Here is a 23,984-nt window from a genome sequence, read left to right as displayed (position 1 = left end):
CGGCCGCGGCGCGCGTCCCCACCCGCCGGGGTCGTTCCGCTAGCCTCACAGCGTGACGCTCGCCGTATACCCCGGAACCTTCGACCCGATCACCCTCGGGCACGTCGACGTCGTGCGCCGCGCCGCCACCCTGTTCGACCGCGTCATCCTCGGCGTCGCCCACAACGCCGCCAAGGACTCCTCCCGCCTGTTCACCATTGACGAGCGGGTCGCGCTGGCCCGCGCCGCACTGGCGCACATCCCGGGGGCGGAGGTCGCCGTCGTCCCCGGTCTGCTCGCCGACTTCTGCGCTCAGCGGGGCGCCGACGCCATCGTCAAGGGCCTGCGCAACGGCACCGACTTTGACGCCGAGGTCCCCATGGCGCTGCTCAACCGGGAGTTGGGCGCCCCCGAGACCTTCTTCCTGGCCGCCGCCCCCACGCACGCACACGTATCCTCCTCGCTGGTCAAGGACGTCGCCCGCCACGGCGGGGACGTCTCCGCGCTCGTGCCCGCGAGCGTCGCGGCCGCGCTCGCCCGCGTCTTCGCCACCCCGGCACCCGGCACGGCGAGCGCCCCGGTCCCCGCGGCGACCACCGCGCCGGCGGCCGACCCCAGCACCGCAACCCCTTACCCGCAGAACCGAAGGACGAACCCGTGACCACCCGCGCCGACGCCGGAGACGACCTGCTACGCATCCTCGATGAGCTGGACGAACTCGTCTCCACCGCCCGTTCCCTGCCCATGAGCTCCTCCGCGATCGTGGGCCGTCAGGAGGCCCTCGACCTGATCGACCGCGCCCGCGAGGCCGTCCCCACCGCCGTGCACCGGGCCGAGGAGATCGTCGCCGACGCCGACGCCGTCCTCGCTCAGGGCCGGGAGGAGTCCCGGCGCATCCTCAACCATGCGCAGGAGGAGGCCGAGCGGCTCGTCGCCGGGGAGAACATCGTGCGCATGGCCAACGATCGCGCCGACGCCATCATCTCCACCGCCGAGGAGCGCGCCGCCCGGCTGCGCCACGGGGCCGACGACTACTCCGACCGCTCCCTGGCCGCCCTGCAGGCCGAGATCGACAAGCTCGCCGAGCAGGTGCAGGCCGGCCGCGACGCGCTGGCCGCCCGTCTGGAGACCGCTGCCAACGATGCCGCGGCCGCGGAGCGGGAGCAGCAGGAGGCCAACCGCCACTTCGCCGGCTGGTCCGTGGACCCGGCCGCCACGCGCAACTGGTCCAAGGGCGGCCGGTAGGGCCGACGGTTGAGCTCCGTACACTCCCCATGAGTGGGTGGTGGGCCCTTCTCATAGCGGCCGGTGGGCCGGTCGCCGGGGCCGCCGCTAGGCTGAAGTGCCCGCCCGCGAGTAGATTCGCCTGCGCTGCGCCGCTTCGAGTGCGCGGCTCTGCGACTTCAGACCATCCAGGAGGAATGCCATGGCTCCCACGGCCGGACTCGTCGTCGACATCATCGACCTGCCCCAGCAGGTCGGGTCGATCAAGAACATCCATCTGGAGATCCCCGCCCCCGCCGACCTCGGCGCCGAAATGATCGGCGCCCGCGAGGGCAGCCCGCTGGTGCTGGACGCCGAGCTGACCAGTCTGGACAACGGCGTCCTGGTGCGCGGACACGCCGACGTCCACCTGACCGGCCAGTGCGTGCGCTGCCTGCGCGACCTCGAGGATGACACCACCATCTCCTTCGACGAGCTCTACTTCACCCCCGAGGCCGCCCGCGCCCAGGCCGCCGAGGGCGATGAAGAGGCCGACGAACTGTTCATCCTCGGCGAGTCCACCCTCGACCTCGAGCCCGCCCTGCGCGACGCCCTCGTGCTCGCCCTGCCGTTCCAGCCGCTGTGCCGCGAGGACTGCGCGGGGCTGTGCCCGCAGTGCGGCGAGCGCCTGGATGATCTGCCCGCCGACCACCACCACGAGCAGCTCGACCCGCGCTGGTCCGCTCTGGCGAGCCTGCTGCCCGACGGCGCGGACACCGATGCGGCCGACTCCGAGGCCGCCGGATCCGCCGTCGACGACGAGGAGGCGCAGCGCTGATGAGCTCGCGGCGCAAGCACAAGCAGAAGCGTGCCGTATCCGCGGCGCGTGAGGACGTGGACACGCTCGTCTTCCGCTGGGGCGAACGCATCGACGCCGACCTGCTCGATCTGGCGCTGACCCACCGCTCCTGGGCGCACGAGCACGGCGGCCTGCCCACCAATGAGCGCCTGGAGTTCCTGGGGGACTCGGTGCTCGGCATCATCGTCACCGAGAACCTGTACCGCACCCACCCGGACCTGCCCGAGGGGCAGCTGGCCAAGATGCGTGCCGCCACCGTCTCCGAGCCGGCCCTGGCCGCCGTCGCCCGCGACTTGGGGCTGGGCGAATTCATCAAACTCGGTCGCGGCGAGTCGCTGTACGGCGGCCGCGACAAGGACTCCATCCTGTCTGACACCGTTGAGGCCCTCATCGGCGCCACCTACCTGACCACGGGCCTGGAACCGGTGCGCGTGGTGGTGGAGCGCCTGGTGTCCCGGTTCCTCAACGACGCCTCCATGCGCGGGGCGGGCCTGGACTGGAAGACCAGCCTGCAGGAGCTGACCGCCGTGCACGGCCTGGGCAACCCCGGCTACGAGGTGGAGGGCACGGGCCCCGACCACCAGCGCGTGTTCTCCGCGCGCGCCCACGTGGACGGCCGCGTGTACGGGGAGGGCTCCGGCTCCTCCAAGAAGATCGCCGAACACGCCGCGGCCGAGGCCGCCTACGCCGCCATCCTGGCCGAGCGCGGCGACGGCGGACTGAGCCTGCCCGGGGTCAACGACGCCCTGCGCGCCGACCTCGGCGCCGCCGCCGGTGTCCCCGGAGCGGAGGCCGCCGGGGACACCGCGGACTCCGCGGCGACCGGTTCCGCCGACGCCGCGACGAGGGCCTGAAACCTTGCCGGAACTGCCCGAGGTCGAGACCGTCCGCGCCGGCCTGGCCCGCCACCTGACCGGCCGCATGGTGGAGCGTGTGGAGATCTTCGATCCGCGGCCGCTGCGTCGGCAGGAGGGCGGCGCGGACGCCTTCGTGCAGCGGCTGACCGGCCGCACCTTCACCGCCGCGGTGCGCCGCGGCAAGTTCTTGTGGCTGCCGCTCGACGACGGGGCCGCCCTGGTTGCCCACCTGGGCATGAGTGGGCAGCTGCTGGTGCACGGCACCCCCGGCGCGCTCGCCGCGCGTGAGTCCGGCGACGACGCCCACGCCTTTCTGGGCGACCCCGACGCGCCCCGCGTGGACCTGACCGCCACGCGCGCCCCGCTCCCGGCGGAGGACCCCGACGCCCGCCCACGGCACCTGCGCGTGCGCCTGCACCTGAGTCCCATCGCCGGTGACGCGCCCGGAGGCGCGGTCCTGGACCTGGTGGACCAGCGCATGTTCGGCGGCCTGCGGGTGACCGACATGGTGCCCACCGCCGACGGCGCCCCCGGGGGCGCCGGCAGCCTCGCGCCACTGATACCGGCCGACGTCACGCACATCGCCCGCGACCTGCTCGACCCGCACCTGGACCGTCCAGCCGTCGTCGCCAAAATGCGCCACTCCAACCGGGCGGTCAAGACCCTGCTCCTGGACCAGGGCATCGTCTCCGGCATCGGCAACATCTACGCCGACGAGGGACTGTGGGCCGCCCGCGTCCACGGCCTGCGCCGCGGCAGTGCGCTGGGACCGCGGGTGACCGCCCGCCTGCTGGATGCCACCGGGGAGGTCATGGAGCGGGCCCTGGCCGCGGGCGGCACCAGCTTCGACGCCCTGTACGTGGACGCCGACGGCGCCGCCGGCTTCTTCGCCCGCTCCCTGGCGGTCTACGGGCGGGCCGGACAGGAGTGCCGACGCTGCGGCGCGCTCCTGCGCGCCGAGACGATCGGGGGCCGCAGCCACGTGTTCTGCCCCCGCTGCCAGACCCGGCCGCGGTCGGCGCGCGCCTGAAGTCCCGACCTCGCCGTCCACTCGTAGAGCGCGATTTCCGTTGCGAGTCGATGGGGTCGGCGCCACTCGACCGAACCCCCGACCCTTGCCAGGCGCGAGACATTCACATATTCTGAACGTGTTCAGAAGTGAACGTGTTCAGAAGTGGGTTGGAGGATCCGAGGGATGCAACGACGTATCGCCACTGAAGCCGCAGTCCGCCGCCATGCGCGGCGTCTGTTCCTCAAACAGGGGTATGCCGACACCTCGGTGCGGCAGATCGCCGCCGCCGCACGAGTCTCCGCGGGCACCGTCGTCTCAGTGGGGACTAAGGATCAGTTGTTCGTTACCTGCATGGAGGAGGTGGCGACCGAGGCGGCGCTGAGCGCGCTCGCCGCTGAACAGGATCCTCGCGCGGCGCTGCGCGCTTTCGTCGTCGCCACCCCCGGCCTGACCGCCGAGGGTACGGAGCTATCGCGCGACTATCTGCGCGCCCTCATCGCAATTGGCTCAGAGCCCGGCAATGAGGAGCGCCTGGGACGTGTCCTAGCGCTCATCACCTCACGCTGGGCGGAGTTGCTCGGTCTGCCGGACGAGCATTCCCGGGTGGTCCTGTGCGCCGGAAGCTTCTACATGAGCCTAATCGGCTGCGTTTACGCCGTCGCCGCGGGACAACTACGGGCGGATGATGCGGTCGAGCTTCTGCACGGCATGATCGACGGCGCCATGGCGGATAACGCCGTGAACGCCCCGAGCGGGTGCGACCAATGAGATTCGTGCATATCGCCATCGGATCCATGGGGGATCTGCGGCCTCAGCTGATACTCGCCGCCGCCCTGAAGGAGCGGGGCGACGACGTGCTCGTGGTGGGACTGGAGGAGTACGCGGACACCGCCGCCGAGGCGGATGTTCCCTTCCGCGGCCTGGGTGCCCACATCATCGGACCAATAAGGCCGGCGCCGCTGGGACGCCTGGTGGCGGGCAGCCAGACGGCCGGAGCGCTGCTCATACGCCGGTGGATGGCCCGATCCGCCGAACCGATCGCACGCACCCTCCTTGACGTCGTCCGGCCGGGGGACCGGATCGTGACCGGCGTGCTCGGGCTGGCCGCAAGCCGACTCCTGGCGGCGCAGTACGGCTGCAAGACCTTCGAACTCATGCTGGCGCCCACGCTGCCCACCGCCTACGGGCAGTGCCTGGTCGGTGCCGTGCGGCCCGACCGCTCCGCACTCAACCTGTGGGCATCGACCCTGGTGCGCCGGGGCTCGGTGTCCATGGGACGCCCTATCGGCCGGGCGGTGCACCGCCTGAACGCGGCCTCCTCCGCCACCGTCGCGCCGTCCACGTCGGAACACGTCATTCTGGCTTGCTCATCGCTTCTGGTCCCACAGGCCCCCGACTGGCCGGAAACCGTTGCCTGTACCGGGCATTTGGCGGCGGCGTCGCCGCAGTGGAAGCCTCCCGCCCACCTGCAACGCTTCCTGGACGCCGGCGCGCCGCCGGTGTACATCGGCTTCGGCTCGGTCCCCTTGCGAGATCCCGTCGGCGCGGTCGCCATACAGGCGGAGGCGGCGCGGCGCGCCAAGGTACGTGCAGTCCTGCACCCGGCTGCGAGCTTCCAGGAATGGGACCGCGACTTCGGTCCGCACGTACACCTCATACGGGACACCCCCTTCGACTGGCTGCTGCCCCGCATGGCCGCGGCGGTCCATCACGGCGGAGCCGGCACCACCCAGGCGGCCCTGGCGGCGGGCGTGCCGCAGGGCATCATCCCCTACACCCTCGATCAGCCCTACTTCGCGCGCCGCGTGGCCGCGCTCGGCCTGGGGCCGGAGGATCTCAGCACGCGTGACCTGACGCCGCAGCGCCTGGCCTGCGTGCTACGCCGGCTCACAGCGGGGGAGTCTGCCGACGCGTATCGCGCCCGGGCCACACAGCTGGCCGAGTCCTATGACGATCGTGGAGGCGTCGCCAGGACCGTTGAGTTCGTCCACGCTCGGTAAGTTAGGTGTTCCCGAACGGCCGGCACCTGACTGTGACGTAGGTCCCCGCTGCTGCTAGTCTCCGGTATATGCAGAGTGCCCCCGCGCCCGAAACGGTCCGCGTCATGATCGTGGACGACCACGAGATCGTCCGCCGCGGCATCGCCGAGATCATTGAGCGTGCCGACGGGCTCGACGTGGTCGCCGAGGCCGGTTCCAAGGCGGAGGCCATCCGCCGCGCCGAACTCATGCGCCCGGATGTGGTACTGGTGGACCTGCAGCTGCCCGACGGCACCGGCATCGAGCTCATGCAGGCACTGCGCGAGTCCGTGCCCGAGGCCCTGCCGATCGTGCTGACGTCATTCGATGACGACGAGGCACTGGCCGAGTCCCTCGACGCCGGCGCCAGGGCATACCTGCTCAAGACCGTCCACGGCGCCGAGATCAGTGACGTGGTGCGGGCGGTCGCCTCCGGGCGGGTCCTGCTCGATGAGCGCACCGTCACACGCCGTCGCGCGGACCACGACGATCCCACCGCAGACCTGACCAATGCCGAGCGCAAGGTGCTTGAACTCATCGGCGATGGTCTGTCCAACCGGGAGATCGGCGAGCGGCTCGGAGTGGCGGAGAAGACCGTCAAGAACCACATCACCTCCCTGCTGGCGAAGATGGGCCTGCAGCGGCGCACGCAGGTGGCCGCCTGGGTGGCCGGGCAGCGCGCCTCCGGCTGGCGACGCTCCTGAGGCGTGGCTGTCACAACCTGGAGATTCGGGGTCCAAGTGGGGGGCGGGGCAGGTGCGGGCGCCGGGCCCGGCCGACGTCACCGCGGCCTGTCCGCCCACGGTGGCCCGCCGTTGGCGCCGAGTCCCATCTGCGGCGGCTCGAAGTGTCCAGGATCGGCATAAACGACTCCGACGTCGCCCGCGGCCGCGGGCAGAATGTTGGAATCATGCGGTTTTCAAATCGGCCCCTGCGGTCGTCGACGGCCTTTGTGCCGGATTTGGACATTCCGTCCCATGGCGGGGCGCCCGCCCACCCGCCAGCACCCGACCTTCCAGGCCCGCCCACCAGGCCGACAACGCCCACCACACCCACACACCGGAAGAGCCCGTTATGCCGATGATCTCTATGCGGCGGCGGAGCGGCAGGTTGCCAGCATGTGGTCGCTGTGAGAAGCAGCGGGAGTTAGTGGGCTTGCTGCCTGTGATACGGAACGGCTGCGCGGTCAACGGTTGGGGAGGTGTGGGCTGTGAGTTCGATTGGTAGCACGTATCCGGCTCGCCGGTTTGTTGTGGCACTGCCTGCTCGAGAGGCGGTGCGGGTGGTGGTTGATGTGCTGCGGCGGGAGGGCTTCTCCCTGGAGTCGTGGGATGTTGATCCCTTCTTGCGCGAGTACGGTCCCTGGACCGGGGCCGCGCTGCGGCGGGGGCATGCGATCAAGCTCATTCTGCTCACCCCCGTCGTGTATATGGTGGCTCCACTGGCTCTGCTGTTCCCATGGGTCAGGCGGAGCCTCGGCGTGGTGAAGATGGTGGCGATGGCGCGGGATATCGGCCAGGGCAGGTCCGAGTTGCTGGTTGGAGCCTATCGCATCGAAAGCGAATGGATTAGTTCTGGGGCCGTGGCCGCTGCCAAGATGCTGATTGCGACCAGAGAGCGCATGGGGGATCTGGGCGTGCTGTTGGTGGCGGACCCGGAACAAGTTGATAGGTATGAAGGTCTTCCTGACGACCACCCGTTCCAGATGCAGCAGTGGTGGCGTATCAGGAGGGCGGCGCAGAAGGCTGCCCGGTCACGCCACTGAGCATGTAATCAGGCAGTCCGCTTCGGCTATCCCGATGGAGCGGCACCCGCCAGGTGAAGCAGGTGCCCCGCCGCTCGCCGTCGGAACGGGCCCGCGGGCCGATCACGAAGCTGCCGGCGTGGCGGCGGGCCCGCTCGGCCATGTTCGCGGTCCCCGAGCGGCGTGTCACCCGCGGGTCCACACCCACGCCGTCGTCCCGGCACACCACCTCCACCACCGGCGCGCCCCGGAAGGGCTCGGCATCCCCGGACGCCGCCCCGTCCTGCCCGGCGGGCGGCTGGGAGGTGAGCAGCCCCTCCACCTTCACGTCCACCGTCACCGAGGAGGCCTTGGCGTGGCGGGCCACATTCGACAGGCCCTCCCGCACCACGGCCACGATGTCGTCGGCCAGGTCCGGCTCCACCGCCGCGTCGATGACGCCGATCAGCTCGTCCTCCCGGTCCCGTTCCGCCTGCGCCAGGCCGTGGCCGTCGACGGTGAGGATCAGGGACGGCGCGAAGCCGAGCGAGGTGCGGGCCAGAGAGGCCTCCCGCCGCAGCCGCTCCACCAGGCTGACGTCCTCATCCCGGTCGCGCAGCGAACGCACGATCGAGCGGATCTGCCGCACCGAGTCGTCCACCGCCGCCAGGGAGGCGTCCAGCGCCTGGCAGGCCACGGACATGTCGGTACCGGAGGCGGTGCCCTCGGCCTGCAGCCGGTCGCGGGCGGCGGACAGCTGCATCCCGGTGGCGAACAGCTGCTGGATCGCCAGGTCGTGCAGGTCGCGGCCGATGCGGGCCCGCTCATCCAGGAGCGTGGCCATCTCCTCGGCGTGCTGGGCGTCGGCCAGCTCGAAGGCCATGGTCGCCTGCCCGGCCACCAGCTCCGCGATCTCCAGATCCTGCTGGGTGAAGCGCTCCGCCCCCTGTTCACGCAGCAGCAGCATCACGCCGACGCCACGGCCGCGGTGAATCATGGGGGCGTACAGGGCCGGGCCGAACTGGGACAGCTCCTCAACCAGCAGGTCGGAGGCACCCCAGGCGTCGGCCAGCGAGTCCTCAATCAGCCCGGTGCGGCGCGCCAGCGTCTTCAGGGCGCGGCCCTCGGGCGGGAAGAACGTGCCGATCAGCTCGTCGGCGTGCTCCCCGTCCGCAATCTCGCAGATCCAGGTGTCGCCCACGCTGGGCAGCACCAGGGCGGAGGTGTCCGCGTGGGCGACCTCGCGCACGCGGCGGGCGATCAGAGTCAGCGCGTCGCCCTCGTCGGCCCCGGACAGCAGCATGGTGGTCAACTCCTGGGACACCGCCATCCACTGCTCACGGTCGCGGGCCTCCCGGTACAGGCGGGCATTCTCCAGCGCGACGGCGGCGGCCTCCGCGAGCGTGAGCACGGCGGTGACGTCCGCGTCGGTGAACCCGCCCTGCTTGTCGCACAGGAACAGCCGGCCGTAGACCTGCCCGTGCACCCGCAGCGGGGCGGACAGGATCGAGCCGCAGCGCTGCCCATCGCCGGCGGGCGTGTTGCGGACGACGACGCCGCAGTCCTCCGGTCCGGCCTCCGGCGCGCCGGCGACCATGGTGGCCAGCTCGTCGGTGGAGACGGTGGCGGTGCCGGTGGTCAGCGCGGCGGCGGTGGCGGGGTCGGCGGCCCCGGGGGCGGCGATCGTCCCCCAGGCCGCCCCGGTCAGGGCGCAGGCGGAGTCGACCAACCGGTTCAGTGCCTCCGGGACCTTCAGCGAGCTCGTCAGCCGCAGGGCGGCGCGGAACAGCCCGACGGTGCTTCCCGTCGGCGCGGAGACGGCACTCTGGCCGGGGCTGCCGGGGTAGGACGGCGTGTTAGACATGAGTCTCCTGCTCCTGCTGAAGGGACCAGCGGTAATCGGGGTCGACGGCGGTCAGGTGCGCGTGGGTGCCGCGCCGGGTCACGACGGCGGTGGTGCCGGCCGGGGAATCGTCGGTGCCGTCGAAGCCGCCCGTTTCGTCTGGGCGCGCGGCGGCGTGCGGGCGGCCCAGGATGAGTACTTCGTCGGCGTCGGCCAGGGCCGACAGGCGGTGAGTCACCAGCAGTACGCCGCGGGCCTCGGCGGCCGGGCCGGTCGCGTCAGCGTTCGAGGCTTCCGGACCGGCGGCGGGTGCGGGCGCGGTGCCGGCGTGCAACAGGTCCCCGACCAGGCGATCGGCGGTAGCGGCGTCCAAGTGCTCTCCGGGCTCGTCCAGCAGCATCAGCGGCGCGGGCGCGGCCAGGGCGCGGGCCAGCAGCAGGCGGCGCCGCTCCCCGCCGGACACGGCCGTCGCACCCGCCCCCAGGCGCGTGTCCAGTCCGTCGGGCAGTCGGGCCAGCCAGTCGCCCAGGCCGGCACGTGCCAGCAGGGCGGCGGCCCGCTCGCGGGTGAGCGCGCCGTCGGCCACGCGCAGGTTCTCCAACACGGTGGTGTCGAAGACGTGGGCGTCCTCCGCGGTCAGGCTCACCCGCGCGGCGGCCTCCGCCCGTTCGGCCCCCCATGGCGGCGCCCCATCCAGGGTGAGTTCACCGGCGCGCGGCTCCAACAGTCCGGCCAGGGTCAGCAGCAGCGTGGTCTTGCCGATGCCGGAGGGACCCACCACGGCCAGACGCCGCCCCGGCGCCAGGTCCAGGTCCACGCCGTCGACCAGGACCGGTCCGCCCGGCCAGCCCACCGCCAGCCCCCGGGCGCGCAACCGCGGCCCGGAGGCGCTCGCGGCCGGCAGCGGACGCGGCGTGGGCACGCGGGCGGCGGAGGCGGCGGCGTCGTCGAGCAGGTCCACGATGCGCACGGCCGCGCCGGCCGACGTGACCAGCTGGACGGAGGCCGGCCCCAGGGCGGCGGAGGCCTCGAAGGCGCTCAGCGGCACCAACACGATCACCGCCAGCCACACCGGCGCCAGGCGCCCGTCCGCCACGGCCGGGGCACCCACGAGTATGTTGCCGAGTACGGCCAGTCCCATGGCGGTGGTGTCGATGACGGCGGCCAGTGCGGCGGGCCGGGCCGCCCGGTCGCGGGTGGCGGCCAGGTGCGCCTCCAAGCCCGCCAGGTCGCTCATGGCGCGCGGCATGCGGCCGGACACGCGCAGCTCGTCGGCGCCGTCGAGCAGGTTCATGACGGCGGCCGACAGGTCGGTGGCCTGCTCCTGACGGGCCAGCTCGGCGGCACGGGCCGAGCGGATCGTCACCAGCGGGCCGGCCACGCCCGAGAGCAGCAGGCAGACCGCCAGGATCGCGCCGGCCGGGGGAAACACGAGGGCCACCCCCAGGCTGGTGGACAGCCCCAGCACGGCCGCCACCGCGATCGGCAGCAGTGAGCGCACCACCAGGTCGCCGACCGCATCCACGTCGGCCCCCACCCGCGCCAGGACGTCGCCGCGCCGCAGTCCGGCGACCGTGTCGGTGCGTGCGGCGGCCAGGATTTCGTACAGGCGGGTGCGCAGGGAAGTCATGCCGCGCAGCGCCGTGTCGTGGGACAGCAGACGCTCGCAGTAACGCATCACGGAGCGGGAGATGCCGAATAGGCGCACCGCGACGGGGGCCACGCCGAGCGCGGCCACCTCCGAGGCCTGGGCGGCGCGGGCGATCATCCAGGCGGCCACGGCGGACAGGCCGACCGCGCTGGCCAGTCCCAGGGAGCCGACGATCACGGAGGCGGCGAAGCGGGTGCCGTCCAGGTCGAGCAGGGTCACGGCGCGGCGCAGGGCGCGGCGTTCGGCGGTGGTAAGCGCGGCGCTCATCGGTTGTCCTCGGAGAATACGAGCGCGTCCATGGCGTCGGCGGGGCTCGCAGCGGGGGTGGCGCCGCTCGAGTCCGCCGCGGGGGTGGGGCGCGAGGCCACCTCGACGACGTCGTCCGCCAGGGCCACCAGTGCCGCCCGGTGAGCGATTACCACGACCGTGCGGCCGGCCGCGCGCAGGGCGTTCACGGCGTTCAGCACCCGCGCCTGGCTGGCCGCGTCCAGGTGGGCGGTGGGCTCGTCCAACAGCACCAGGGGCGCGTCGGTGACCAGGGCGCGGGTCAGGGCCAGGCGCTGACGCTGCCCGACCGACAGGCCCACGCCGCCCTGACCCACGCGGGTGCGCCAACCGTCCGGCAGGGCGGCGACCACGGCGTCGAAGCCGGTGGCCGCGGCGGCATCCGCCAGGGCGGGCGGGACCTGGGCGGTGGCGTCGGTAGGGGTCTGGCCGATGGTGTTCTCCAGCAGCGTGCCGGGCACGATCACGGGGCGCTGCGGCACCCAGGCGATCTGCTCCCACCAGGAGGCGGGGTCGACGTCGGCCAGGTCCATTGGCGGCCCGTCGGCGGCGATGACCCGCACCCGACCCCGGTCGGGGGGTAGCAGGCCGAGCAGCAGCTGCGCGGCGGTGGTCTTGCCGGTGCCGGACGCGCCGGTCAGTGCCACCACCCGGCCCGGGCGGATCGTGGCCGTAAGGTCGGCGGGCGCCCAGGCGCCACGGGCGGACACGGACACCTGCGCGAGCTCGATGCGGGCCGTGCGCAGGTCTGGGGCGGGGGCGGTACCCGGCGTCGGCGTGGGCTCCTGAAGCACCGCGAAGACGGCCTCGGCGGCGGCCACCCCGTTGGCGGAGGCGTGGAACTGGAGGCCGACCTGGCGCAGCGGCTGGTAGACCTCCGGGGTGATCATGATGACCAGCAGGCCGGTGGCCAGGTCCATGCGGCCGTACAGCAGCCGGAAGCCCACCTCGACGGCGACGATCGCCACCGACAGGGTGGTGATGAACTCCAGCACCGCCCCGGACAGGAAGGCCACTCGCAGCGTGGACATGGTCGTGGCGTTGTAGGCGCGGTCGAGCTCGCGCACCCGCCGGGCGGGGCCGGCCTGGCGTCCCAGCGCCTTGAGGGTGGGCAGGCCCGCCAGCAGGTCCAGCAGTTGACTGCCCAGGCGTTCCATGGTGCGCAGTCGGGCCTCGGAGTGGGCCTCGGTGAGGCGGCCAATCAGGATCATGAAGATCGGGATCAGCGGGATCGTGCAGGCCACCGCGATCGCGGACGGCAGGTCCTGGGTGAGCAGAACCAGACCGGTGGCGGGGGTGACGGTGGCGGCCAGCAGCAGCTGCGGCAGGTAGCGGGTGAAGTAGGGCTCGAGGTCGTCCAGGCCGCGGGTGAGCAGGGTGGCGGTGTCGGCGCCGTGGACGGCCCGCCAGCGTGGCCCCAGGGCGGCGGCGCGCTGCAGTACTTGGCGGCGCAGGTCGATGGTGACGTCGGTGGCGGCCCGGTGGGCGCGCGACTCCTGCACGTACAGCACCAGCGCCCGGGCCGTCACCACTCCGGCCAACGCCGCGATCGCGGGCCGCACGGTGCTGGGGGCGGCGCCCCCGGTGATGACCGGGGAGATGGCCCGGGAGATCAGCCAGGCCTGGGCGACGACGAGCAGCGCGGTGAGCGCGCCCGTGACCGCCGTCGTGGCGATGTAGCGCCGGGCCGCGGCTGCGTAGCGCATGAGTCGGGGGTCCAACGGCTTCACCCAAACAGCATAGTGCCGGATTGGGACCGTAGTCCCGGGAGCGGGCTCTCGGCGGGGTGGCAGGCATCCACAAGGACACCAATGGGCCGGATCAGATGAGCGGTCGACTCAATCACTTTGCTCACCTGCCGGGCCATTCCCTTGCCCTTGCGGACTTTGGCATGTCGGCCCTTAGAGGGTTATCGGCGTGAATGCGTGTGCGTCATCGGGATTTTTCGTTGAGATAGTGGGGAAAGTCAGGGGTCATCGGGGGTGGGCATGGTTCAGCGCGCCTCCCCGCGACGCGCTGGTCTAGTGCATCACGTTCGTGTCGGTAACCCGTTACGCGTGGGGTGGCGGTGATGCTCACCCCACCCCCGTGTATGTACTGCACGACCCCGGGCCGCGTTCCACGACGCTGGTGTGCGTTGCACGACCACCCCGGGGTCGTGGAATGTGCACCAAGGTCGTGCAGTGTCGCCCAAGGTCGTGCAGCAACACCGCCCCCGCACGCCGCCGGGCCAAAACACACGTTCGCGCCGATAGTGCGGCCTAAAACAACGCGTTCTAGCTGCGTGCAGACACTCTCGACTTCGACATGTACGACGAACTCATGGAGGCCCAGGAGAAGGCCCACAGGGCTGCGGGCCCGCCAACGTCGGAGGGGTGAGCGCGCCTTCAGTGATCGACGGGCGCGGGCTGGGCGTTGTCGCGCACTCGCGTGGGGTGCAGCCCACCGGCGGCGGGGTCGATCCGCTCGGCGCTGATGCGCGCGGAGAAGGTCCGGTAACCCCAGATCGTGTAGAAGAGCACGACCGGCAGGAAGACGACGGCGGCAACCGTCATGATCGCCAGGGTGGCGTCGGCGGAGGTGGCCTGCGCGATGGTCAGGGAATACGCGGGATCGATCGAGGAACGCATGACGTCGGGCGTCATGGCCGTGAAGATGAGCGCCCCGACTCCGGCGATACCGGCGAAGTGCAGGCCGAAGGCGAGCCCCTGCCGGCCGCGGAACGAGGCCACCAGGGAACCGACGAGCGCCAACGCCGCCACCACCAGTGGCAACCAGACCCAGGCGGTGGCCGAGAAACTGGTCGCCCACAAGCCCCAGACGGCGGCAATCGCCGTCGAGGCGACCCCGCAGCGACGGGCGAAGGTTCCCGCCCGCACGGACAGATCGCCGGCCGTCTTCAACGCGGTGAACAGGGCCCCGTGCGTGAGGAACAGCAGGCAGGTGGCCGCGCCGCCCAGCAGCGTGAAGGGCGTAAGCAGACTGAAGAACCCTCCGGTGAGCAGGTGGGAAGCACCTACGACAAGCGCGTCTGCGGGTACTTCGGCGGCCGGCACGGGCGCGCCGCTGGCGGTGTCTACCACCTCGATCTCCATGCCCTGCACCATGTTCGCGAAGGCCGCCCCCCACAGGATCGAGGGCACCCAGGCGGCGATGGCGTGTGCCCAGTCCCACCGGTCGCGCCAGGCCTGGTCGTTGATCCGGCCACGCCACTCGATGGCGCATACGCGCACGATCAGGCACAGCAGGATGAGGAACAGCACCAGGTAGGCGCCGGAGAACAGGGTGCCGTACCACTCGGGGAAGGCGGCGAAGGTGGCGCCGCCGGCGGTCAGCAGCCACACCTCGTTGCCGTCCCAGTGGGGGCCGATGGTGCGCACCATGGCGCGCCGTTCCCGCTCGTCCCGGCCGAGGATCTTCAGCAGCATGCCCACGCCGAAGTCGAAGCCCTCCAGGGTCAGATAACCGACCCAGAGGATCGCAATGAGGATGAACCAGAGGACGGAGAGTGTCACGGCGGGCTCCACGGGCTAGTCGAGTTGGGCGGTGGTTGGCGGCAGTGTCGGCGGGCGACGGCGTCGGCCGGTGTGGGCCTCGGCGGCTGCTTCGGTGGGCATCGGGTGCGGCTAGTACTGGAAGGACAGCGGCGCCTCGGCGTCGTCACTCGGGCGCCGGGCAGCGTCGACGACGTCGGGCACCTGGGCGCGCACGCCCTCGCGGACGTAGCGGCGCAGCAGCAGGAACCACACGACGCCGAGGGCGGCGTACAGCAGCGTGAAGCCGATCAGCGACGCCAGTACGGTGCCGGAGGCGACGGTGGGGGAGACGCCGTCGGCGGTGAGCATGTAGACCTGGGAGACGGGGTCGGCGAGGTTGGGCACCACCACCCAGGGCTGGCGGCCGATCTCGGTCATGATCCAGCCGAAGGAGCAGGCCACGAAGGGCAGCCACATGCTCCACAGGGCGATCTTGCCCAGCAACGGGGAGTCGACCAAGCGGCCGCGGCGCGTCAGCCACAGGGCGACAACGCCGATGCCTATGGCGAGCATGCCCAGGCCGATCATCAGGCGGAAGGACCAGAAGGTGACCATCTCGTTGGGGGTGTAGTCCACGCCGTCGCCGTAGCGCTCCGCGTAGAGCTCTTGTGCGTCATTCAGGCCCATGATCTCGGCGGTGGGATCGTTGGTGGCCATGAAGGAATACACGTAGGGGACGGTGATCAGGTGCTTGGCGGTGCCGTCGGCGCAGGAGCCGAAGGCGGCCACGGTGAAGCCCGCGCCCGACTCGGTCTCGCACAGCATCTCGGCGGCCGCCATCTTGGCGGGCTGCTCCTCGGCGACCAGCTGCCCCTGGATGTGGCCGGAGCCGGCGGTGAAGATACCGGCGATGATCATCGTGACCGCGCCGAAGCGAGTCATGCGGCGCCACAGTCGGCGCGCCTCGAAGTCCTGCCCGGCGCGGGCGGCCTTGATCATCCACCACGCGGACACCCCCAGGATGAGCGTGCCCGCCACCAGGAAGGCGGAGGCGATCACGTGGGCCACGGTGACCCACAGGATCTTGTTGCCGAGCACCTCGAAGAATCCGCCGACCCCGTCCAGCTCCGCCCGGCCGGTGTCCGGGTTGACGACGGCGCCGACCGGGTGCTGCATCCAGGAGTTGGCGGCGAGGATGAAGAAGGCGGAGAGGTTGGTGCCCAGGGCGACCATCCAGATGCACAGGTTGTGCAACTTGGGGGACAGGCGGTCGCGCCCGAAAATCCACAGGCCCAGGAAGGTGGACTCCATGAAGAAGGCCAGCAGGGCCTCGAAGGCCAGTGGCGCCCCGAAGATGTTGCCGACGAACCGGGAGTACTCCGACCAGTTCATGCCGAACTGGAACTCCTGCACGATGCCGGTGGCGACGCCGAGCGCGAAGTTGATCAGCAGAAGGTTGCCGAAGAACCGGGTGGCCGTCCGCCACTGCTCGTTGCCGGTGCGCAGGTGGAGGGTCTCCATCAGTGCGACCAGTGGGGACAGGCCGATCGTGAGCGGTACCAGGATGAAGTGGTAGACCGTGGTGATGCCGAACTGCCATCGAGCCACGTCGAGGGAGTCGAGCGCCATGGGTGCGAGGCTCATCTGCGCCGCCTTTCGCGAGGGCCACGGGAAATATAAGAGGAACCTTATAGGGGCTCCCCGGGAGATAGGCCAAGTATAGGCGGCGGGTGACGGTGTGTCGTGAAAAGGTGTGACTCGTTATGCGGCTGTGTGGGGCTGTGGGGGCGGCGGGTGCCGGCGGGTGTCTGTGGCGTCGGCGGCCCGCCGGTGTCGGCCCGGGAGTGAACTTTCTGCGCTGTGGGGGCGGTTGGTTGTCAGAATTGGTAACAAACGCGCCTCCCGACGTCCCGGCTCGATTCTGAAATCGCGTGATTTCAACGTTTTGGTGATGGCAGGTTGGTGTCGCGGGCGCGTTTGTCACCATTTGTGACAGTACTGGTCGGCGGGCCGCCGGTCGGCCTGTCCGCCGTTGGCGAGACGACGGCGCCACCAGCCCGACTGCCACCCGGTGGGGCTACACCTGTGGGATACTGCCCCTGGCACCGGCGGTCCCGTACCGGCAGTCGGTGTCCGACCCTCGGCCGAGACCGCCCGGAAGAATTGCGCCGCCCAGAGCGCCGCCGCACTTCCGCAACGTGCGAGTTCCGCCGCAGGCCGGCGCCGCAAGGCGCACACGTAGGCTTTTAGCTCCCCGCCAGGGGAGCGCGACCGCGCCATGGCGCCGCGGGTACGGCGGAGCTATAGCGTCCGAAAGTGCAGATAGACCCATGTCCCCCTCGTCATCGCGCTCACACGACTCCCACGCTCAGGGCTCCGAGGAGACAGACGCCCCCAAGCGGCCTGCCCGTCGGCACCGCCGAGTCACCGCCGCTGTAACTACGCCCGAGTCCGCTCCCGACGCGCCGAGCAAGGTTCCCGACGCCGCAGACGCCGAGGCACAAGAGGCTGCGGCCCAGGCCGAGGGCATCGCCGCGCCTGACAGTGCCGCTTCCGCGGAAACGCCCGAGGAAACTGACGCCGCGGCGGTCGACGCCGCCGACGACGCTGCGCAGGCGGAAGCCTCCGATGCTGCGGAGAACGAAGACGCCGAGGACGCAGCTGATGCGGAGACCTTGGAGGCCGAGGACGTCGAGGACGCAGAAGCCGCCGAAGCCGCCGACGCCGAGGCCGGCGAGTCTGAGGCAGGTGAGCCGGAGGCTGCCGAGGCTGAAGATGGCGACGCCACGGCAGACGCTGAACCCGAGCCCGAGTCAGGCGCCGACTCCGACGCCGACCCATCCACGCCGGAGCTGGAGGAGGACCTGCCGGAGCCGGAGGAGCCGCAGCTGCCCGCCGCGTCGCTCCTGTTCCAGGCCCCCGATCCGGCGTTGGCCCGGCGGCGGCGCCGCAAGGTGAAGGTCGCCGCCACCACCCCCGCCCAGGCCCAGCCGGCCGAGTCGAGCCCCGAGTCCGCCTCACGCCGGGACCGGGATGCCCCGGCCGCCAAGCCCGATGCGGCTGTGTCCGCTGGCACCGGCTCCGGCGGTACCGACGCCTCCACCGACTCCGACGAGGCCGCTACCGGCACCCGCGGTGGTCGCCGGCGCCGTCGTCGCGCGACCGCCGCCTCCACCGCGCCCGAGCACGTGGAGGAGGCCGCCCCCGCCAAGCGCCGCGGCCGCAACGCCGGCCCGGCCCGGGACGCCGACGAGGCCGCCTCCGCCCAGTCGGCCCCGACGGAGGACGCTGAGGGAGCAGAAGACGCCGAGGGCACTGAGACCAACAAGGAGGCCGCCACCGGCCGCCGCAAGCGCCGCCGCGGCGGACGCGGGCGGCGTGCCCGCTCCCGCGCCGAGGGCCGTGGCGCCACGGTCGAGAGCGCCGACGACGCCGACGAGGCCAACGAGACGCCCGCCGACGCCGCGGACAGTGTGCAGACGGACCGGACCTCCGCCGAGACGCCGGAGGAGAGCGCCGGCAGTTCTCGTCGTCGCCGTCGTCGTTCTCGCAGCCGCTCCGACGCCTCCCGGGACGAGATCACCGCGCTCAAGGGCTCCACCCGCCTGGAGGCCAAGCGCCAGCGCCGCCGCGAGGGGCGCGCCGCGGGTCGACGCCGGCCCATCATCACCGAGGCCGAGTTCCTGGCCCGCCGCGAGAGCGTCGACCGGCAGATGGTGGTGCGCGAGCAGGACGGCCTGAACCAGATCGCCGTCCTGGAGGACGGGCTGCTGGTGGAGCACTACGTCGCCCGGCACACCCAGACCTCACTGGTCGGCAACGTGTACGTCGGCCGTGTGCAGAACGTGCTGCCATCCATGGAGGCGGCCTTCGTGGACATCGGCAAGGGACGCAACGCCGTCCTGTACGCCGGCGAGGTCAACTGGGACGCCGCCGGCATGGAGGGCAAGCCGCGCCGCATCGAGGACGCCCTGGCCAGCGGCGACACCGTGCTGGTGCAGGTCACCAAGGACCCCATCGGTCACAAGGGCGCCCGCCTGACCAGCCAGATCACCCTGGCGGGCCGCTACCTGGTGCTGGTGCCCGGCGGCACCATGACCGGCATCTCCCGCAAGCTCCCGGACACCGAGCGCAACCGGCTGAAGAAGATCCTCAAGCGGATCGTCCCCGACGACGCCGGCGTGATCGTGCGCACGGCCGCGGAGGGCGCCGGCGAGGAGCAGCTCGCCGACGACATCAAGCGGCTGGTGGCGCAGTGGGAGTCCATCGAGAAGAAGTCCTCCCAGGTGCTCAAGGGCTCCGGGAAGGCGCCCGTGCTGCTGAAGGAGGAGCCCGAGCTGGCCGTGCGCGTGGTGCGCGACGTGTTCAACGAGGACTTCCGCAAGCTCATCGTGCAGGGCCCCGACGCCTGGAAGACCATCTCCACCTACGTGTCCGACCTCAGCCCCGAGCTGACCGACCGGCTGGAGCACTGGGTCAGCCCCGAGGACGTGTTCACCGCCCACCGCATCGACGAGCAACTCGCCAAGGGCTTCGACCGCAAGGTCTGGCTGCCCAGCGGCGGCACGCTCATCATCGACCGCACCGAGGCCATGACCGTCATCGACGTCAACACCGGGCGCTTCACCGGCGGCGCGGACGGCACCCTGGAGGAGACCATCACCCGCAACAACCTCGAGGCCGCCGAGGAGATCGTCCGCCAGCTGCGGCTGCGCGACATCGGCGGCATGGTGGTGATCGACTTCGTGGACATGGTGCTGGAATCCAACCGCGACCTCGTGCTGCGCCGTCTGGTGGAGTGCCTGGGCCGCGACCGCACCCGCCACCAGGTCACGGAGGTCACCTCGCTGGGCCTGGTGCAGATGACCCGCAAGCGCGTCGGTCAGGGGCTGGTGGAGGCCTTCTCCACGCCCTGCGAGTGCTGTGGCGGGCGCGGCTTCATCGTTCACGAGCACCCGGTGGAGAACCAGGCGGTGGACATGTCCGCCTCCGCCGCGCGCAGCGCCGGCTCCGGCCGGGGTCGCCGCGGTCGCGACGACGACGGCGCCAAGGCCGAGGGGAAGTCCGCCAAGGGTTCGGGCAGGTCGGGCAAGTCCTCCGGCAGGTCCGGTCGCTCCGGCGGGCGCGGCAAGTCCGCCCAGGGGGACGAGGACCGGGACGACGCCGCCCGCTCGGCCGTGCGCGGAGCCCTGGCACAGATTGCGGCGGCCGCCGAGCACGCTCACGAGCACGCCCAGGCCGAGGAGAGCAGCACGGCCGCCCCGGCGGGCGCCGTCACCGAGGAGTAAGCGGCCCCGGCGGGCGCCACCGCCCCGAAGCGGGCGTCCGCCGTCGCCCCGGAGCATCTCCTCCGAGCGGTGGGGTGCGGAAGAACACAGGTCCGGCGGGCGTTCACAGGTTGGTGTCGCCCGCCGGATCGCATAAAGTAATCCGGCGGTGCCTTCCGCACCATTGCCCAAGTAGTCGCCCGCCAGCGGTGGAGCAGCGCTCCCGGGAACGAGCGACTAGAAGATACGACAGAGATGAGCAGTCAAGTGGTCTACGCGATCGTCAAGGCCGGCGGCCGTCAGGAGAAGGTCTCCGTCGGTGACGTCGTGGTTGTCGACAAGCTTGCCGGCGAGGTCGGCGACGAGGTAACTCTCGCCCCCGTCATGCTGGTGGATGGAGACAAGGTGACCGCTTCCGCCGCGGACCTGGCCAAGTCCTCCGTCAAGGCCGAGATCGTCGGCGACGAGAAGGGCCCCAAGATCAACATCCTCAAGTTCAAGAACAAGACGGGCTACCGCAAGCGCCAGGGTCACCGCGCCAAGCTCACCGCCATCAAGGTCACCGCGATCGGCTGAGCGGGCCGCCCCGCCGCAGTATCCTTTCAGGCAACAGCGAAACAGAAAGAAGCCCCGACATGGCACACAAGAAGGGTCTTGGTTCCTCCCGCAACGGCCGCGACTCCAACGCCCAGCGCCTCGGCGTGAAGCGCTTCGGCGGCCAGTTCGTCAAGGCCGGCGAGATCATCGTCCGCCAGCGCGGCACCCACTTCCACCCCGGCAACAACGTTGGCCGCGGCAAGGACGACACACTGTTCGCCCTGACCGCCGGCAACGTCGACTTCGGCACCTTCCGCGACCGCAAGGTCGTCAACGTCGTCGCATCCGAAGGCTGACACAGCCTCCATCACCATGACGGTATCCGCGAGGGCGGGCGGCTTCGGCCGTCCGCCCTCGCGCATGCCGGCCCCCGGGGCCACCGCCCCGCAGCGCCCGAGGAGACGCCCATGCCCAGCTTCATCGACCGGGTGGTCCTGCACGTCGCCGGCGGCGACGGCGGCCACGGCTGCACGTCGATCCACCGTGAGAAGTACAAGCCGCTGGCCGGCCCCGACGGCGGCGACGGCGGCCACGGCGGCAGCGTCATCCTGACCGCCGACCCGCGCGTGACTACCCTGCTGACCTACCACCGCTCCCCGCACCGCACCGCCGGCTCCGGCGCCCCCGGTGAGGGTGGCTGGCGCCGTGGCGCCGACGGTGAGGACATGGTGCTGCCGGTGCCGCTGGGCACCGTGGTAAAGGACTCCGACGGCGGCGTGCTGGCGGACCTGACCGCAGCCGGTGAGCGCGTCGTCGTCGCCGAGGGCGGAAGCGGCGGCCGCGGCAACTTCTCCCTGGCGTCCCCCAAGCGCAAGGCCCCGGGCTTCCACCTGCTGGGCGAGCCCGGCGAAGCCCGTGACGTCACCCTGGAACTGAAGACTGTCGCCGACGTCGCCCTGGTCGGCTACCCCAGCGCCGGCAAGTCCTCCCTGATCGCCGCCATGAGCGCCGCCCGCCCCAAGATCGCCGACTACCCCTTCACCACACTCACCCCCAACCTGGGCGTGGTGGAGGCCGGGGAGACGCGCTTCACCATGGCGGACGTGCCCGGGCTGATCCCGGGGGCGAGCGAGGGCAAGGGCCTGGGCCTGGAGTTCCTGCGCCACATCGAGCGCTGCGCCGTGGTGGTGCACGTGCTGGACTGCGCCACCCTGGAGCCGGGCCGCGACCCGCTCAGCGACTTCGACACCATTGAGGCCGAGCTGGCCGCCTACGCCGACCGGCTGGGCGCCGACGAGGCCGACCCGGCGCTGACCGGGCTGGCGCCGCTGATGGAGCGCCCGCGCGTGGTGGTACTCAACAAGGTCGACGTCCCCGAGGCGGCCGACCTGGCCGAACTGGTGGAGGCGGACCTGAAGGCCCGCGGCCTGCCCACCTTCACCGTCTCCGCCGTCTCCCATGCGGGACTGTCCCGGCTGGCCTTCGCCCTGGCGGAGCTGGTGCAGCAGGCCCGCGCCCAGGCCCCGGCCCTCGCCGAGCCCGCGCGGCCCATCATCCGCCCCGCCGCCGTGGGCCGCCGCGGCGGGCAGGCGACCGCCACCGTGGCCGTCATCCAGCACCCCGCCGAGGGCACCGTCTACCAGGTGCGCGGGGACAAGCCGGAGCGCTGGGTGCGTCAGACCGACTTCTCCAACGACGAGGCGGTCGGCTACCTGGCCGACCGCCTGGCCGCCGGCGGCGTCGAGGACGAGCTGGCCAAGGCCGGCGCCCACGCGGGAGACACCGTGCTGATCGGCGATGTCAAGGGCGGCGTCATCTTCACCTGGGAGCCGGCCATGACCACCGGTGCGGAGCTGCTGGGCGCCCGCGGCACCGACGCCCGCCTGGAGGACCACCACCGCCGCACCAACGCCGAGCGGCGCGCGCAGTACCACGACTGGATGGACGCCAAGGAGGCGGCCCGCCAGCAGCTGCGCGACGAGGCCGCCGAGGGACTGTGGACCGACGCCGCCGACTGGGAGGACGCATGAGCGCCGCAGATGCCGTGGGCCTGCGCCCCGACGCCCTGCCGGAGGGGGCGCGCGTCGTGCTCAAGGTCGGCTCCTCCTCGCTGACCCGCCCCGACGGCGGACTGGACCTGAACCGCATCGACATCATCTCCGGGCTGCTGGCAGGCATGCGCCGCCGCGGCCACGACGTCGTGCTGGTCTCCTCCGGCGCGGTGGCCGCCGGCCTGGTCCCGCTGGGCCTGGAGTCGCGTCCCGGCGAGCTGCGCCTGCTGCAGGCCGCCGCCTCCGTGGGGCAGGGGCGCCTGGTCTCCCGCTGGCAGACCGCGCTGAGCGCCTACGGGGCGGTCACCGCGCAGGTGCTGCTGACCGCCCAGGACGTGGCCGTGCGCAGCCACTACCGGACCGTGCGCGCCACCTTCGACACGCTGCTGTCCATGGGGGCGGTGCCGGTGGTCAACGAGAACGACGCCGTGGCCACCACCGAGTTCAACCTGGGCGACAACGACCACCTGGCCGCCCTGGTGTCCCACCTGGTCACCGCCGATGTGCTCATCTTGTTCACCGACGTGGACGGCATGTGGACGGCCCGCCCGGGCACGCCCGGCGCCCGCCCGGTGCGCTACGTCGGCGGCACCGGCGAGCTGGCCGGGGTCCGGGTCGACGGCGACGCCGGCGCCTTGGGCACCGGTGGCATGGCCACCAAGGTGCAGGCCGCCACGATCGCCTGCGCGTCCGGCACGGCCACCATCATCGCCGACGCCGACGATGCCCCCCGGCTGCTGGGCGGGCGCACGATTCCCGCCGACCTGGGCACCTGGTTCGCCCCCACCGGGCCGCACCGCTCCAGCCGGCGGCTGTGGATGGCGCACGCCTCCATGCCGGAGGGCCGGGTACTGGTCGACGCCGGGGCGGCCCGGGCGGTCACCGAGGGCAAGAAGTCGCTGCTGCTGCCCGGCGTGGTCGGCGTGGACGGGGACTTCGAGTCCGGCTCCGTGGTGGAGATCGTGGGGCCGCAGCGGGTGCTGGCCCGCGGCATCTGCCGCTATGCGGCCGCCGAGATCGAGGAGGTGCTGGAGGCCCGCGGCCGCGGCGCCCCCGCCCCCGGAGACCACGTGGCCCCGGTGGTGCACCGCGACGACCTGGCCGAGCTGCCCCGCACCGCCGGCGACTGACGCCTACCCCTCCTCGCGCTCCGCTTAACGAGACCGAGGGGAGACCAGCACCCGCGTGGGAGTGACGCCGAGTACCGCATCACGCCTACCCGC

At 71.9% G+C, this 23,984-nt stretch carries 19 protein-coding genes; 14 read left to right on the top strand and 5 right to left on the bottom strand.

Annotation, left to right across the window (positions count from 1 at the left end; genetic code table 11):
- Positions 1–52: 52 nt before the first annotated feature.
- From coaD to ACGLYG10_RS01335, 9 genes are all read left to right on the top strand, one after another.
- Positions 53–640: a pantetheine-phosphate adenylyltransferase gene (gene coaD, locus ACGLYG10_RS01375; RefSeq protein ID WP_073327262.1), complete on the top strand. Its 588-nt coding sequence runs from the start codon at positions 53–55 to the stop codon at positions 638–640.
- The gene (locus ACGLYG10_RS01370; RefSeq protein WP_073327260.1) at positions 637–1,224 is read left to right on the top strand and encodes an ATP synthase subunit B family protein; all 588 of its coding nucleotides are present in this window, start codon (positions 637–639) and stop codon (positions 1,222–1,224) included. Before coaD ends, ACGLYG10_RS01370 begins: the two co-directional genes overlap by 4 nt.
- Positions 1,225–1,405: 181 nt before the next feature.
- A complete protein-coding gene (locus ACGLYG10_RS01365) occupies positions 1,406–2,020 on the top strand; it encodes a YceD family protein (protein WP_073327259.1) in 615 nt (204 codons plus the stop codon).
- Positions 2,020–2,895 carry a ribonuclease III gene (gene rnc / locus ACGLYG10_RS01360; RefSeq protein WP_083565287.1) on the top strand — a complete coding sequence of 292 codons (876 nt, stop codon included), beginning with the start codon at positions 2,020–2,022 and terminating at the stop codon, positions 2,893–2,895. The genes ACGLYG10_RS01365 and rnc overlap by 1 nt, the downstream gene beginning before the upstream one ends.
- 4 nt (positions 2,896–2,899) lie before the next feature.
- Positions 2,900–3,928 carry a bifunctional DNA-formamidopyrimidine glycosylase/DNA-(apurinic or apyrimidinic site) lyase gene (gene mutM, locus ACGLYG10_RS01355; protein WP_073327257.1) on the top strand — a complete coding sequence of 343 codons (1,029 nt, stop codon included), beginning with the start codon at positions 2,900–2,902 and terminating at the stop codon, positions 3,926–3,928.
- A gap of 165 nt (positions 3,929–4,093) precedes the next feature.
- Positions 4,094–4,678 carry a TetR/AcrR family transcriptional regulator gene (locus ACGLYG10_RS01350; RefSeq protein ID WP_073327255.1) on the top strand — a complete coding sequence of 195 codons (585 nt, stop codon included), beginning with the start codon at positions 4,094–4,096 and terminating at the stop codon, positions 4,676–4,678.
- Positions 4,679–4,683: 5 nt separating this feature from the next.
- The gene (locus tag ACGLYG10_RS01345) at positions 4,684–5,910 is read left to right on the top strand and encodes a glycosyltransferase (RefSeq protein WP_073327254.1); all 1,227 of its coding nucleotides are present in this window, start codon (positions 4,684–4,686) and stop codon (positions 5,908–5,910) included.
- Between the two features lie 68 nt (positions 5,911–5,978).
- Positions 5,979–6,632: a response regulator gene (locus ACGLYG10_RS01340; protein WP_073327252.1), complete on the top strand. Its 654-nt coding sequence runs from the start codon at positions 5,979–5,981 to the stop codon at positions 6,630–6,632.
- 506 nt (positions 6,633–7,138) lie between these two features.
- Positions 7,139–7,693: a hypothetical protein gene (locus ACGLYG10_RS01335; RefSeq protein ID WP_139240689.1), complete on the top strand. Its 555-nt coding sequence runs from the start codon at positions 7,139–7,141 to the stop codon at positions 7,691–7,693.
- Here ACGLYG10_RS01335 and ACGLYG10_RS01330 read toward each other — a convergent pair.
- From ACGLYG10_RS01330 to ACGLYG10_RS01310, 5 genes are all read right to left on the bottom strand, one after another.
- Positions 7,653–9,515 carry a GAF domain-containing sensor histidine kinase gene (locus ACGLYG10_RS01330; protein ID WP_083565285.1) on the bottom strand — a complete coding sequence of 621 codons (1,863 nt, stop codon included), beginning with the start codon at positions 9,513–9,515 and terminating at the stop codon, positions 7,653–7,655. The two genes, ACGLYG10_RS01335 and ACGLYG10_RS01330, sit on opposite strands and share 41 nt — an antisense overlap.
- Positions 9,508–11,412: a thiol reductant ABC exporter subunit CydC gene (gene cydC, locus ACGLYG10_RS01325; RefSeq protein ID WP_073327249.1), complete on the bottom strand. Its 1,905-nt coding sequence runs from the start codon at positions 11,410–11,412 to the stop codon at positions 9,508–9,510. The genes ACGLYG10_RS01330 and cydC overlap by 8 nt, the downstream gene beginning before the upstream one ends.
- Positions 11,409–13,160, bottom strand: coding sequence for a thiol reductant ABC exporter subunit CydD (gene cydD, locus ACGLYG10_RS01320; protein ID WP_211482953.1), 1,752 nt, complete (start codon positions 13,158–13,160; stop codon positions 11,409–11,411). The genes cydC and cydD overlap by 4 nt, the downstream gene beginning before the upstream one ends.
- Before the next feature lie 657 nt (positions 13,161–13,817).
- A complete protein-coding gene (gene cydB, locus ACGLYG10_RS01315) occupies positions 13,818–14,945 on the bottom strand; it encodes a cytochrome d ubiquinol oxidase subunit II (RefSeq protein WP_073327246.1) in 1,128 nt (375 codons plus the stop codon).
- A gap of 111 nt (positions 14,946–15,056) precedes the next feature.
- Positions 15,057–16,550 carry a cytochrome ubiquinol oxidase subunit I gene (locus ACGLYG10_RS01310; protein ID WP_073327245.1) on the bottom strand — a complete coding sequence of 498 codons (1,494 nt, stop codon included), beginning with the start codon at positions 16,548–16,550 and terminating at the stop codon, positions 15,057–15,059.
- Between the two features lie 686 nt (positions 16,551–17,236).
- Here ACGLYG10_RS01310 and ACGLYG10_RS01305 point away from each other — a divergent pair.
- From ACGLYG10_RS01305 to proB, 5 genes are all read left to right on the top strand, one after another.
- Positions 17,237–20,194 carry an Rne/Rng family ribonuclease gene (locus ACGLYG10_RS01305; RefSeq protein ID WP_083565284.1) on the top strand — a complete coding sequence of 986 codons (2,958 nt, stop codon included), beginning with the start codon at positions 17,237–17,239 and terminating at the stop codon, positions 20,192–20,194.
- A 234-nt stretch (positions 20,195–20,428) separates the two neighbouring features.
- The gene (rplU, locus tag ACGLYG10_RS01300; protein ID WP_073327243.1) at positions 20,429–20,749 is read left to right on the top strand and encodes a 50S ribosomal protein L21; all 321 of its coding nucleotides are present in this window, start codon (positions 20,429–20,431) and stop codon (positions 20,747–20,749) included.
- Positions 20,750–20,808: 59 nt separating this feature from the next.
- Positions 20,809–21,066 (top strand): 50S ribosomal protein L27, encoded by a 258-nt coding sequence (gene rpmA / locus ACGLYG10_RS01295; RefSeq protein WP_073327242.1) that lies wholly within the window; start codon positions 20,809–20,811, stop codon positions 21,064–21,066.
- Positions 21,067–21,177: 111 nt separating this feature from the next.
- Positions 21,178–22,740: a GTPase ObgE gene (gene obgE / locus ACGLYG10_RS01290; protein WP_073327240.1), complete on the top strand. Its 1,563-nt coding sequence runs from the start codon at positions 21,178–21,180 to the stop codon at positions 22,738–22,740.
- A complete protein-coding gene (gene proB / locus ACGLYG10_RS01285; RefSeq protein ID WP_073327239.1) occupies positions 22,737–23,891 on the top strand; it encodes a glutamate 5-kinase in 1,155 nt (384 codons plus the stop codon). The genes obgE and proB overlap by 4 nt, the downstream gene beginning before the upstream one ends.
- The last annotated feature ends 93 nt before the right edge of the window (positions 23,892–23,984 follow it).

It is taken from the genome of Actinomyces glycerinitolerans (assembly GCF_900098745.1).
In the GTDB taxonomy this organism is placed as follows: Bacteria; Actinomycetota; Actinomycetes; order Actinomycetales; family Actinomycetaceae; genus Actinomyces; species Actinomyces glycerinitolerans.
Note: the sequence above shows the minus strand (reverse complement) of the source record. Positions and strands in the feature narration are given on the sequence as shown.

What these genes read in the sequence shown, in the direction of transcription:
- ACGLYG10_RS01305 (WP_083565284.1), top strand. Translation starts at nt 17,237, where the DNA reads ATGTCCCCCTCGTCATCGCGCTCACACGACTCCCACGCTCAGGGCTCC.
- rnc (WP_083565287.1), top strand. Translation starts at nt 2,020, where the DNA reads ATGAGCTCGCGGCGCAAGCACAAGCAGAAGCGTGCCGTATCCGCGGCG.
- ACGLYG10_RS01340 (WP_073327252.1), top strand. Translation starts at nt 5,979, where the DNA reads ATGCAGAGTGCCCCCGCGCCCGAAACGGTCCGCGTCATGATCGTGGAC.
- obgE (WP_073327240.1), top strand. Translation starts at nt 21,178, where the DNA reads ATGCCCAGCTTCATCGACCGGGTGGTCCTGCACGTCGCCGGCGGCGAC.
- cydC (WP_073327249.1), bottom strand. Translation starts at nt 11,412, where the DNA reads ATGAGCGCCGCGCTTACCACCGCCGAACGCCGCGCCCTGCGCCGCGCC.
- rpmA (WP_073327242.1), top strand. Translation starts at nt 20,809, where the DNA reads ATGGCACACAAGAAGGGTCTTGGTTCCTCCCGCAACGGCCGCGACTCC.
- rplU (WP_073327243.1), top strand. Translation starts at nt 20,429, where the DNA reads ATGAGCAGTCAAGTGGTCTACGCGATCGTCAAGGCCGGCGGCCGTCAG.
- proB (WP_073327239.1), top strand. Translation starts at nt 22,737, where the DNA reads ATGAGCGCCGCAGATGCCGTGGGCCTGCGCCCCGACGCCCTGCCGGAG.
- ACGLYG10_RS01330 (WP_083565285.1), bottom strand. Translation starts at nt 9,515, where the DNA reads ATGTCTAACACGCCGTCCTACCCCGGCAGCCCCGGCCAGAGTGCCGTC.
- ACGLYG10_RS01365 (WP_073327259.1), top strand. Translation starts at nt 1,406, where the DNA reads ATGGCTCCCACGGCCGGACTCGTCGTCGACATCATCGACCTGCCCCAG.
- ACGLYG10_RS01310 (WP_073327245.1), bottom strand. Translation starts at nt 16,550, where the DNA reads ATGAGCCTCGCACCCATGGCGCTCGACTCCCTCGACGTGGCTCGATGG.
- ACGLYG10_RS01350 (WP_073327255.1), top strand. Translation starts at nt 4,094, where the DNA reads ATGCAACGACGTATCGCCACTGAAGCCGCAGTCCGCCGCCATGCGCGG.